We start from the raw sequence: 11,909 nt of genomic DNA on the forward strand, positions 1-11,909 counted from the left end.
GAATCGATCATGGCGCACGTGGGCACGCGGCCCGACATGCAGACCGGCCTGATCCAGTCGCTGCATGAGCTGAAGGACGGCCAGGTGGTGCGCCAACTGGCCGCCTACACGCACGACGCAGAACGCGACCTCATCGCCGCACAGGACGAAGACGGCGCCAGCTGGGCCTACACCTACAGCCACCACCTGGTCACCCGCTACACCGACCGCACCGGCCGGGCCATGAACCTCGAATACGACGGCACCGGCGCCAATGCCAAGGCCGTGCGCGAATGGTCCGACGACGGCAGCTTTGCGCTCACGCTGGAGTGGGACCGCAACATCCGCCTGACCTACGTGACCGATGCGCTCGGCGGCGAGACCTGGCACTACTACGACATTCAGGGCTACACCTACCGCGTCATCCACCCCGACAAGCTGCAGGAGTGGTTCTTTCGCGATGACGCGAAGAACATCACCCGCCACATCCACACCGACGGCAGCACCGACGACTACACCTACGACGAAGACGGCAACCTGCAAACGCACACCCGCGCCGACGGCAGCCGCGTGCACTTCGAGTACGACAAGCTGCACCGCCTGACGGGCATCCTCGATGCCGAAGGCGGCGTGTGGAAGCGCGACTACGACGCACAAGGCCGCCTGACCGAAGAGACCGACCCGCTCGGCCACAAGACCGAATACGCCTACGACAAGGCCGGCCGGCCCGAGCGCATCACCGATGCCAAGGGCGGGGTGAAGACGATGGCCTATGCTCCGTCGGGCCAGCTGCTCAGCTACACCGACTGCTCCGCCAAGACCAGCCGATGGGCCTATGACGAACGCGGCCGCCTCACCAAGGCCACCGACGGCGCCGGCAGCACCACCAGCTACCGCTACGCCGCCGGCCAGCTCGAACAGATCGTGCAGCCTGACGACACCAGCGAGCACTTCGTGCACGACGCCGAAGGCCGCCTGCTCGCCCACACCGACGCGCTCGGGCGCGCCACGCGCTACAGCTACACGCGCGCCGGCCTGGTGGCGGGCCGCACCGACGCCGCAGGCCGCTCGCTCAAATACCACTGGGACCTGCTCGGCCGCCTGACCGAACTGCACAACGAGAACGGCAGCCGCTACAACTTTTGCTACGACCCTGTCGGCCGCTTGCTCGAGGAAACCGGCTTCGACCGCAAGACCACGCAGTACGTGCACGAGGAAACCACCGGCACCCTCGCCGAGGTGGTCGAGGCGGGCCACCGCACCGAACTCGCGTTCGACCCGCTCGGCCGATTGAGCGAGCGCCGGGCCGGCGAACAGCATGAGCGCTTCGCCTACGACCGCAACGGCCGCCTGATCGAAGCGGCCAACGCCGACGCGCGCCTGCAATGGTTCTACGACCCCGCCGGCAACCTGACGCGCGAACATCACGACTACCTGGAGCGCAAGCGCACGGCCGTGTGGCAGCACCGCTACGACGAACTCAACCAGCGCATCGCCACCGTGCGGCCCGACGGCCACGTCACCCAGTGGCTGACCTACGGCTCTGGCCACGTGCACGGCTTGCTCGTCGACGGGCAGGACATCCTGGGCTTCGAGCGCGACGACCTGCACCGCGAAGTGGCGCGCGAGCAGGGCAACGGCCTCAGCCAACGCCAGAAGTACGACCCCGCCGGCCGATTGCTCGAACAACAGATCTCGCGCACCCGTCCCGGCGCCATCGAGGCCGCATCGGTGGCCGGGGCCACCGGCATCGAGCGCAGCTACAGCTACGACAAGGCCGGCCAGCTCGTGGCCATCGGCGACAGCCGCCGCGGCAACCTGAGCTACCGCTACGACCCGGTCGGCCGTTTGCTCGAAGCCAACAGCCGCGTGGGCCGCGAGGTGTTCGCGTTCGATCCCGCGGGCAACATCGCCGACCCGGCAACAGCAGACGACGCAGCCCGGCAACACGCGACCGGTGCGGTCAACAAGCTGCTGGACAACCTGCTGAAGAACTACGCCGGCACCAGCTACCGCTACGACGAACGCGGCAACATGACCGAGCGCGTGCGCAACGGCTGGCGCACCGTCTTTGCATGGGACGGCTTCAACCGCATGACCGCAGCCACGGACCAGAGCGGCGTCACCACCACCTTCAGCTACGACCCGTTGGGACGCCGCGTCGCCAAGCGCTCGAGCGAGGCCACGACCCTCTTCGGCTGGGACGGCGACGTGCTCGCGTTCGAGAGCACGCAGAGCCGCTCAGCGCTGAAGGAGGGGAGCGAGCACGGCTGGAGCACGCACTACATCCACGAGGCCGGCTCGTTCGTGCCGCTGGTGCAGGTGCGCCAGGCGCGCGCGATGGCGCTGAACGAGACGACCGATGCGAAGGCGCTGATGGAGGCCAACGGCGGGGTGTATGACATCGAGCAGGACCCGTTGTGGAACGGTGAACAGAGGAACGCGCCGCGTGCGTTCGACCGGGAGGAGATGGCGTTCTATCAGTGCGATCACCTGGGCACGCCGCAGGAGCTGACGGACCATGAAGGCAGCGTGGCCTGGTCGGCGCAGTACAAGGCGTGGGGGGAGGCGCGGGAGGCGATCAGCGAGGCGGGGAGACGGGCGGGGTTCAGGAATCCGATTCGGTTTCAGGGGCAGTATTTCGATGAGGAAACGGGGCTGCATTACAACCGGTATCGGTATTACGAGCCTTATTCAGGAAGATTTACGTCAAAAGACCCTATAGGGTTGGCTGGTGGTTTAAATTTCCATGAATATGCGCCAAATACAACTGCATGGATTGATCCATGGGGCCTTCAGCGGCGCAAGAAATCTGACCCTGCACCAGCTATTGAACACCAGCCTTGCTGCAAATGCAAAAACGGCCATGCATATCGTGTCTTGAGGCCTGATGAAGATCCTGGGATCGGATTGTCGGCTAGCGATCCAGCCGCAAATTATTCCGTTGAGGGGCACGTGTTGCATGCGTCAAAGGATAGTGTGAAAACCCAGTACATTTCTGCATCTCGGACCTATGAGCAAGCAGTGACTAACTCGACGAGATATGGAACTGGAAAGGAGCGAATTGCAAGTATTGATTTATCGCAAGTACAGGATTCATTGGACTTGAATAGTGATTGCAGTCCGTTGAAAGGCACAACCGCTCGCCGCCGAGCGCAAGCATCTGGCGAGGTTCTAATTGTTGGGCGTGTGCCTCCGTCGGCAATAAAAATTGTTAGGCCCTAAGGAATAAATATGGCGGATCAGTTAATTGATGTTTTTATTGAGAAGTGGCTAGATTTCGATCTGGAGATTCGCGAAAAAAAAGGCCTTAATGAGGCCTTGTACAAAGATTTGATTGAGCTTCTTAAGGAAATTAAAAATCGCTTGAGCGGAAAAAGTGACATACCAAAAAGCCTGGCTGAAATATTTTTGGATATGTGGGGGGCAATGACTAGTAGTGCAGATATTTATGAGGTGGATATGAAAAAAAGAGTTTATGAAGCGGCCGATCGATTGACTTGTCAAGCTCGCGAAATCTGTTCAAGCTGAAGAATCGAGAGAGGGCTTGGAATCAGGTTCTTGTTAGCTCGTAAGTGCTTTAAACCTTAAATGAAGCTGCTCTTATTCGAGGGCAAGAAGCGCTGAAGACGAGGGGGCGAGCACGGCTGGAGCGTGCACTACATCCACGAGGCCGGCTCGTTCGTGCCGCTGGTGCAGGTGCGCCAGGCGCGCGCGATGGCGTTGAACGAGACGACGGATGCGAAGGCGCTGATGGAGGCCAACGGCGGCGTCTACGACATTGAGCAGGACCCGTTGTGGAACGGTGAACAGAGGAACGCGCCGTATGCGTTCGACCGGAAGGAGATGGCGTTCTATCAGTGCGATCACCTGGGCACGCCGCAGGAGCTGACGGACCATGAAGGCAGCGTGGCCTGGTCGGCGCAGTACAAGGCGTGGGGGGAGGCGCGGGAAGCGATCAGCGAGGCGGGGAGACGGGCGGGGTTCAGGAATCCGATTCGGTTTCAGGGGCAGTATTTTGATGAGGAAACGGGGCTGCATTACAACCGGAGTCGGTACTACGATCCGGTCGCTGGAAGGTTCGTTTCTAAAGATCCGATCGGGTTGCGCGGTGGCTTCAATCTTCACGGGTTCGCCCCCAATCCGGTTGCATGGACCGATCCACTGGGCCTTGCTCGGAAAAAGGGCATTACGCCCAATAACAAAGGCGTGCGGACCACTATAGAGGGCGGAAAGCTTTCAGAGCCTGTCGTTGGGTACAGCGACGGAGCCGGTGGAAAGGGGCCACAACACCCCGTGGTAAAGGAAATGTATGACGACATCCCGATCGATAATCGGTCCGATACGCACCCCTGGTGCGGCGAGACCGAAGCGCTCAGCGTGATAGCGCACACCCACAATGTTTCTAGTGCCGATGAACTTCGTGAAGTTGTTAAGGGAGGAACATCTACCACTGTTCGAAATGATGGAAAGCTGAAGCCGTATTGCAAGTCGTGCAAGATCGTCATGGGCCGACTCGGCGTATGCGATGGAGTAAAAGAATGATTGGTCCTTACAGCGAAGAAGAGATAAATGAGTTCGATGCTCTCGAAGAGGGGCTAATCGATAGACAAGTGCCGTTTGGCCAGATGATGCGGATGTACGCCGAGTTTTTGTGTACGCGCATCGTGGCTGGTCGATTCGACAAAATCATTTCGTCCGAGTACTTGAGGTTCATCGCCAATCATCTGCAGACGGCAATCGCCAGTTTTGATGCTAGCAATAGCGATGAACTGCGAAGGCCTGGAAAGCATGAACTCTGGACATTGTCCGACCGTTCTGAAAGCGAAAATCCAGCGCTGGCCGCATTGAGTCGATGTGCCGTTTGCTGTTTTCACGAGGACACGCGGTGGGATCCAGATGAGAACGAAAGTCCGACACCGCTGCCGTTCTATCTTTTTTTGCTCAAGCGGATTGCTCCCGACATGGGAATGGAGTTTCTAAGTTATGCCAAGGCATACCTTCTTACTCCTCGGTGAATTGGAGTAGGTTGCGATATGTGAGGCAATTTCTCACTAGCTCTTGATTGCTTTGAACTTTTCCAAGAGCGGGAGCGCTATGCCTTCTGTACGGTGATGAATTGCAGCGCCGCGTATCTATAAAGTAGCTCTCTCATATTTGCCGGCCGCAGGGTGCACCATAAAAATGGTGATTGGGTTGCAGGTGCAGATGTTATGGAGGCTATGTGAGCGAGCACAAAGGCGAAACAGTGGAATCGATTGATTTAAAGGCCATGAACTGCAGGGCGCCAAAATGATTGAATCCGCAGAAGAATTTATTCGACTTCGAAATAGCGAAGAAAAATCTGAATACGACAGAGCTGCAATGGATGAGGCTCCAATTTTTGTTTGGCGCGACGTCATCTCGCTGTATCCAGATCATCGAAAGTGGGTGGCGCACAACAATACGGTGCCACTAGAAATTCTGGAGGACCTATGTGTATATGAAGCAAGTGTCAGAGAGTTCGTGGCAATGAAAAGGAAACTGTCTAATTCGTTGTTTAATCTTCTGGCTAATGATTCGGATGCAGCAGTCAGGCAACAGATTGCTGCGAACAAGAAGGTGCCGCTCGATTTGCTTAAAAAATTGCGCGTTGATTCGGATGAGGACGTTGCTCGTGTTGCCAATTTCAATTTTGAGAACCTCAAGAAGAGATAGCCTGACTTTTTCCTTTTGGAACCAGAAGGCTTAAATGATCGACGAGAACAACGAATCGCGAATTGGGGGGGAAGATTTTTCATGTCCTGCGAGACGTCGAATACGTGCTCATTTCTCTGCGCAAGATCGGCTCCTACTACGCGCCCGATTTTCCTCAAAAGAAATAGGATTACTACGTGGAAAAATTCGATTTCGATAGAGAGTCCTTCGATCGTTTGAAGCAAGCCGGATGGAGCGCGAAGCGAACCGTCGACACCACTCTCTATCTGCTGGATTGGCAAAAAGACGGCTATTCCGTATTTTCGAAAGCTCTGAAGTTCACTCAGTCTTTCGGAGGGATTCGGCTGGTTCATCGCGCGTACGGCGTTAACACCCTTGACCAGAGTCATTTCGACTCGTCAGCGGCCACTCGGCGATTTAATCGAAAATGGGCAGTCGACGTTTATGAGGGTCTGGCGCAAGAGGCGCTGATTCCCGTTGGGCAAGGCTATTCAGAGCATCTTACCTATCTTCTCGGAAATAAAGGCGGGTTGTATGGCGGATATGACGACTACTTCTGCAGGATAGGCAGAACCGTCGAAGAAGCCGTTTCCAATATTATCTTTGCCCACCAATTCGAGGAGCTTTCTGATTGATGCCGGTGTCTTAATAAGCTTGCGTCTCCTCTAAAGAGTTCGGCAATGATCATCATAAATTTCGGTCCACACAGCAAAGACGAACTGACGATTGCTCTCGATGAGGAGGGTGCCAGTTTGCTTGTTTCCAAGGTATCCGCAATGCTGCCTGTTACGCCGAAATCGGAAATTATCGATTGCCTTATTTATTTCGGTCGAAAAGTCAACGTGGCGAAGATCGAGCTGAGGGCGGGCATTTCGGATCAACTCGATGTAAAGAACAATGGATTGCTGCTGACTTTGAGCTGCGATGCTTTGGAGTACGCCAAACATCAATTGCTCGTGTTTCTCGAAAAGGGCTATTTCTTTCCTGCTGAGTTCTGGTCTTTCTCGAGACCAAAAAGAAAGTACGAAACTCAAATCTTCTTTGTCAAATTTTCCTCAACGGAGGGGGCGATTCGCACAGATGCCAAATAACCCAGAGTTGTGGAAAATTGGGGTCAGAACCTCATTACTCGTGAGTTTTTTAAAATTTGAATGAAGCTGCTCGCGTTCGAGGGCACGCAGAGCCGGTCAGCGCTGAAGGAGGGGAGTGAACACGGCTGGAGCGTGCACCACATCCACGAGGCCGGCTCGTTCGTGCCGCTGGTGCAGGTGCGGCAAGCGCGTGCAATGGCGCTGAACGAGACGACGGGTGCGAAGGCGCTGATGGAGGCCACCGGCGGCGTCTACGACATTGAGCAGGACCCGTTGTGGAACGGCGAGCAGAGGAATGTGCCGCGTGCGTTCGACAGGAAGGAGATGGCGTTCTACCAATGCGATCACCTGGGGACGCCGCAGGAGATGACGGACCATGAAGGCAGCGTGGCCTGGTCGGCGCAGTACAAGGCGTGGGGGGAGGCGCGGGAGGCGATCAGCGAGGCGGGGAGACGGGCGGGGTTCAAGAACCCGATTCGGTTTCAGGGGCAGTGTTTCGATGAAGAGACGGGGCTGCATTACAACCGGTATCGGTATTACGAGCCGGTCAGTGGGCGGTTCGTATCAGGCGATCCGATTGGACTCGAAGGAGGAACGAATCTCCATGTTTTTGTCCCGAATCCTGTGCTTTGGGTAGATCCATTGGGGTTGACGTGCCATCCCACCCGTCGTGAAAGTTTGAGGGAAATTCGCAGACAGCTTGGCGTTCCAATGTCTCAGCAACCTATAAGTCAAAAAATGGTTCCTCTAACCGATTCATCAGGTGCCTGGATTTTGGGGCAAGATAAAAAACCGGTCATGAGCCGAGAGTTGACATATCAGGTCAATGGAAAGAATGTGATCATTCAGGACCATTCTGCTGGTCATTACTACGGTAAGGGTGGAGTTGGGGATCAGCCGTCGCACCATAATGTTCGTCCTGACGAAAATACCCGAACCGGAAAGGTTGATGGAATGGATGATCACTATTATTTCAATTGCCGGAATAAAAAATGAACTTACAAAAAAAAATATTGAATCCTCAGGCGTTATCTTCGTTGTATGAAGGGTTTCCGAGTTTGGATGATTCGGAAATAATGGAGGTCACGATGAAGCGCGACGAGCCAAGGGTCTTGATAAAATTCATGATTGACAATAAGCCTGCGCGCCCGCCAGCTCGATGGCCTGAAAATTATGATGTAGTTTATCTGGCGCTGTCCTTTATTGGAGTTAGGAAATTTTCCGCTACTGGCTGGCAGAAAAAAAACGTTGCGACTCAATTCCTGCTAAAAAACATCGATGATTTGGTGTCTGTGTGCATATCCGGAAAAGAGGATCTCTCGGTATCCTTCGATTGCGACTGGATTTCGGTCGAAAGCGTTGTGCCTGGAAGTATCGGGAGTCCATAGTGGTAGCTCGCTATGACCTGCTTTAAATTTAAGAGAATATGGGGTCATGTTCTCATTAGCTTTTGAGTGTTTTAACTATTAAATGAGTTGCTCGCGTTCGAGAGCACGCAGAGCCGCTCAGCGCTGAAGGAGGGGAGCGAGCAAGGCTGGAGCGTGCACTACATCCACGAGGCCGGCTCGTTCGTGCCGCTGGTGCAGGTGCGGCAAGCGCGCGCGATGGCGCTGAACGAGACGACGGATGCGAAGGCGCTGATGGAGGCCAACGGCGGCGTCTACGACATTGAGCAGGACCCGTTGTGGAACGGTGAACAGAGGAACGCGCCGTATGCGTTCGACCGGAAGGAGATGGCGTTCTACCAATGCGATCACCTGGGCACGCCGCAGGAGCTGACGGACCATGAAGGCAGCGTGGCCTGGTCGGCGCAGTACAAGGCGTGGGGGGAAGCGCGGGAGGCGATCAGCGAGGCGGGGAGACGGGCGGGGTTCAGGAACCCGATTCGGTTCCAGGGGCAGCATTTCGATGAGGTAACGGGGCTGCATTACAACCGGTATCGGTATTACGAGCCACAAAGCGGGAGCTTCGTATCGAATGACCCGATCAAGTTAGCTGGGGGTGTCCATCTAAATCAGTACGCACCGAATCCTGTCGCGTGGGTTGATCCTTTGGGGCTGAGCGGAAAGCCCCTTCCCAATGGAACGAGTGTCAACCGGATTGGAGGAAATTCGGTCGAAAATCTTAGGTTAAAACCTGTTGAAGCTATTCTCAGTCCCCCTGGAATATCGACACTTCACAGTTGCTGTCCATGTCAAGCTTCATCACAAATGAAGGAGGCGTATCCCAAAGCGACCGGGTTGCAAGAATTGGCTGATACTGTCGCAACCGGCAATGCTGAGGCTATACGTGGAGCGGAGTTTGATGTGATCGAAGATCCATCCAAAAAATTCCGAACCACGCGCGAATAATTCATCCAGAAGGCGAATCTAGCTTCAATGATCAGAATTTGCAAAAACTTTCAAATGCATTGGAGTCGATAACATCATGCCCATAGTCAAAATTGTATTGAATTTGTTAGATCAAAAAGAGATTCTGGGTCGAGTAACCGTTGAGCTTATCTCGAAAAATAAATATGCTGGTGAGTTTTCTCCTTTTGCTGAATTCGAGAGCTGCCGAGAAATATTTTCCAGGCATGAGGAGATGGTTGAGTCGCAGCAGTTTGTAGAGGCTGATCGAGTTGAGTCAGAACTAGGGGAATTCAAATTTTTTGTAATGCCAGTCAAAGATGTAGCTGCTCGGCGGCCTGTTTTTGATTTGCAGATCATGAAGGGCGGTGTTTCTTTTCGCTGTCTCAGTGATCTTCAAGAATACGGGCTATCGAGTAATGCTTAAAACTTTGGGCCAAGCGATAGCAAAGAAATCTTGGAGATAAGAATTTTTTAAAAAATTGTCGCAAAGTGGATGCTTGAGAATTTATCGATCGGCGGGCTCGGAGACTCTCTCGAGTTTGAGCAGGGGAAAATTGGGGTCAAAACCCTTACTCGTGAGTTCTTTAAAAATTGAATGAAGCTGCTCGCGTTCGAGAGCACGCAGAGCCGCTAGCGCTGAAGGAGGGGAGCGAACACGGCTGGAGCGTGCACTACATCCACGAGGCCGGCTCGTTCGTGCCGCTGGTGCATTTGATATGGGGAGACCTATCGGTGAAGGTTGTCGCAGTGGCGGAGGATGCCCTGTCACACTTCTCGAGTCACCGTTCGCAGAAATAATTCCGGCGAAATTTATACGGCTTACCCTCAACTATGAATGCACTGAACCTTAATTATTTGCGCGGCCTCTATGATTATTTGCTTGGTGAGAGCGATGAGGAGCTGGAGGATTTTGATATAAATCTACCCGCCGATAGGAAGGTTCTTTTTGAGGAAATGAAGCGCATTTTTTTTAAAATTCGGCCCAATTTCAAAAAACAACATAATTGACGGGATAAATTTCATTATTGCAAATTATTCCAATGACAATCTATGGAGAAATGCCATTCCACATGATCTTCCGCTTGATCGAGTGATAGACCGGCGCGAGTATTTGGAAGCGATTCTTTTTGTACTAACGAATAGCACTCCGTCTCCGGTGGCTGCGGATGATTTTTTTCTTGTCGATGAAATCGGACCTCAAGGTTTGAATTATTCCGAGTAGCTGACGCTGCAGGGTTGTCTGAGCCCGAGCAAGAGCTTCCCATCTAATTAAAGCGATCAGCAAAAAAGCCAAAGGACGCGAATGGCTCAAATCCAGGAAGTCTGGATCTTTCACGGCGCGAACGCGAAATTCGCCTCGGCCGTCTTCAGTACAAGGACGAGGCCGTGAAGTGGATCGAAAGGTGCGGCCTGACCGGTGTATTGACTCTTGATTGTCTTGAACGCCAGCGCTTTCGGCCTCTGACCAAGCTGGCGAGATGCAAAACCAGAAAACGAGCGGGCTGCGAGCGCGAAGAAGTTCACAGCAAGCCGCGAATCGGCCGCGCGACAGAGCCGGCGTATTCGTCGATGAGAGACCGAGTGATCCGACAGTGACCCAGCCGTGACGGGCTTCGAGGATCGACTGCAATTCGCAACCAGGCAACGTACCAGTGGGAGGAGACAAGATGGCAGACAACGAGGGATCGCAACAGCAAGGCCAGGGCAAGCGGCCGGCGCAGCGCGAGGAGCAGGCGGCGGTAGCGCCGCTGAACACCATCGTGAAAGAAGACATCGCCGCCGCGAGCAAGGCGGTGGACGACTGGCTGCGCTCCTTCTCGGGCGGTTACGTCACGCTGGAGCGGCTGACGATGGTGTTGGGCAGCATCCCGATCGTCGGCAACATCATGGCGCTGGTGGATGTGTTCCTCGACATCATCAACCTCTTGGAAAAGAAGGCGAAGGACGGCATCGAGACCTTCCTGCTGTGGGTGAGCCTGGGCATCAACCTGATCGGGCTGATCCCCTTGCCGCCGAGCATGGCGGCGGCGCGCATGAGCCTGCGGCCCACGCTGCACCTGGTGAAGCAGGAGCTGAAGGCCGCTGCGTCCAACCTCGGCGAGGCGATCGTCACCATCCTGGTGGGGCACCTGAACGCGACCATCATGGGCGAGCTCGACAAGTTCATCGACGGTGCGATCGCCAAGCTCGACGGCATCCTCAAGAGCTGTGCCGACCTGGCAGACAAGATCATCGACAACCTGGTGGACATCCTGCGGCGCGTGCTGGGCCAGAAGGACCTGTTCACCGTTGCCAAGCCCGTTGCGGCGGAAACGCGGGCCTACGACCCGAAGACGCAGAGCACCTGGAGCCGCATGTGGGGCACTGCGGTGCGCTACACCAAGCAGTCGGCGAACTACGTGGCCAAGGCGGCGGCCAACCAGCTGCCCGCGGGGCTTGCCGGCCGCGTCGAAGGCGTCGTCACGCAGATGCTGGACTTCAAGCACCTGCTGCGCAGCCAGCTGTCGGCGCTGGCCAACAAGGAGTCCCAGGCCAGCATCATGTGGCTGCTGCACAAGCTCAGGGACGCGCTGCTTCGCAAGAAGGGCAAGCACACGGTGACCGTGCCGCCGAAGGCCGGCGCCAAGGCTGAAGAGGTCAAGCCGCCCGGGCAGCTCGAACGCATTTCCAAGCAGGCGGCAGCGCAGGGAACCGGCGGCTGCAAGAACTGCCCCGCGCCGGCGCGCAAGGGCGCGTCGATCAGCCTCGCGACCGGCAACGAGAGCTTCATGCACACCGACTTCGTGCTGGC

The 11,909-nt window shown here is 55.6% G+C and carries 13 protein-coding genes and 1 pseudogene; 13 read left to right on the plus strand and 1 reads right to left on the minus strand.

Annotated features, from left to right (window positions below; translation table 11 throughout):
* The 12 genes from BM004_RS39995 to BM004_RS41740 all read left to right on the plus strand — a co-directional run.
* On the plus strand, positions 1 to 3,204 hold a 3,204-nt coding region (locus BM004_RS39995), incomplete at its 5' end, for an RHS repeat-associated core domain-containing protein (protein WP_143072687.1).
* 9 nt (positions 3,205 to 3,213) lie between these two features.
* Positions 3,214 to 3,510 (plus strand): hypothetical protein, encoded by a 297-nt coding sequence (locus tag BM004_RS40000; RefSeq protein ID WP_093222430.1) that lies wholly within the window; start codon positions 3,214 to 3,216, stop codon positions 3,508 to 3,510.
* A gap of 123 nt (positions 3,511 to 3,633) precedes the next feature.
* Entirely contained in the window at positions 3,634 to 4,524 is an 891-nt protein-coding gene (locus tag BM004_RS40005; RefSeq protein ID WP_256220308.1) for an RHS repeat domain-containing protein, read from the plus strand.
* Positions 4,521 to 4,997 carry a hypothetical protein gene (locus tag BM004_RS41235; protein ID WP_143072688.1) on the plus strand — a complete coding sequence of 159 codons (477 nt, stop codon included), beginning with the start codon at positions 4,521 to 4,523 and terminating at the stop codon, positions 4,995 to 4,997. Before BM004_RS40005 ends, BM004_RS41235 begins: the two co-directional genes overlap by 4 nt.
* Before the next feature lie 274 nt (positions 4,998 to 5,271).
* Positions 5,272 to 5,676, plus strand: coding sequence for a hypothetical protein (locus tag BM004_RS40010; RefSeq protein WP_218152790.1), 405 nt, complete (start codon positions 5,272 to 5,274; stop codon positions 5,674 to 5,676).
* 176 nt (positions 5,677 to 5,852) lie between these two features.
* A complete protein-coding gene (locus BM004_RS40015) occupies positions 5,853 to 6,311 on the plus strand; it encodes an SUKH-3 domain-containing protein (protein WP_093222433.1) in 459 nt (152 codons plus the stop codon).
* A 45-nt stretch (positions 6,312 to 6,356) separates the two neighbouring features.
* Positions 6,357 to 6,767, plus strand: a complete 411-nt coding sequence (locus BM004_RS40020) for a hypothetical protein (protein WP_093222435.1) — start codon at positions 6,357 to 6,359, stop codon at positions 6,765 to 6,767.
* 60 nt (positions 6,768 to 6,827) lie between these two features.
* Positions 6,828 to 7,763 (plus strand): RHS repeat-associated core domain-containing protein, encoded by a 936-nt coding sequence (locus BM004_RS40025; protein WP_093222438.1) that lies wholly within the window; start codon positions 6,828 to 6,830, stop codon positions 7,761 to 7,763.
* A complete protein-coding gene (locus tag BM004_RS40030) occupies positions 7,760 to 8,155 on the plus strand; it encodes an immunity 50 family protein (RefSeq protein WP_093222440.1) in 396 nt (131 codons plus the stop codon). Before BM004_RS40025 ends, BM004_RS40030 begins: the two co-directional genes overlap by 4 nt.
* Before the next feature lie 153 nt (positions 8,156 to 8,308).
* A complete protein-coding gene (locus tag BM004_RS40035) occupies positions 8,309 to 9,118 on the plus strand; it encodes an RHS repeat domain-containing protein (RefSeq protein ID WP_256220309.1) in 810 nt (269 codons plus the stop codon).
* 76 nt (positions 9,119 to 9,194) lie between these two features.
* Positions 9,195 to 9,542, plus strand: coding sequence for a hypothetical protein (locus tag BM004_RS41240; protein WP_143072690.1), 348 nt, complete (start codon positions 9,195 to 9,197; stop codon positions 9,540 to 9,542).
* A gap of 407 nt (positions 9,543 to 9,949) precedes the next feature.
* Positions 9,950 to 10,126: a hypothetical protein gene (locus tag BM004_RS41740; RefSeq protein ID WP_177206795.1), complete on the plus strand. Its 177-nt coding sequence runs from the start codon at positions 9,950 to 9,952 to the stop codon at positions 10,124 to 10,126.
* 324 nt (positions 10,127 to 10,450) lie between these two features.
* Here BM004_RS41740 and BM004_RS41245 read toward each other — a convergent pair whose 3' ends face one another.
* Complete coding sequence (locus tag BM004_RS41245; protein ID WP_143072691.1) at positions 10,451 to 10,642, minus strand: hypothetical protein; 192 nt, start codon at positions 10,640 to 10,642, stop codon at positions 10,451 to 10,453.
* 143 nt (positions 10,643 to 10,785) lie between these two features.
* Between BM004_RS41245 and BM004_RS40040 the strand changes: the two are divergent.
* A pseudogene (locus tag BM004_RS40040) lies at positions 10,786 to 11,909 on the plus strand (type IV secretion protein Rhs); the annotation flags it as partial.

This window comes from Variovorax sp. OK212 (assembly GCF_900112425.1).
In the GTDB taxonomy this organism is placed as follows: domain Bacteria; phylum Pseudomonadota; class Gammaproteobacteria; order Burkholderiales; family Burkholderiaceae_C; genus Variovorax.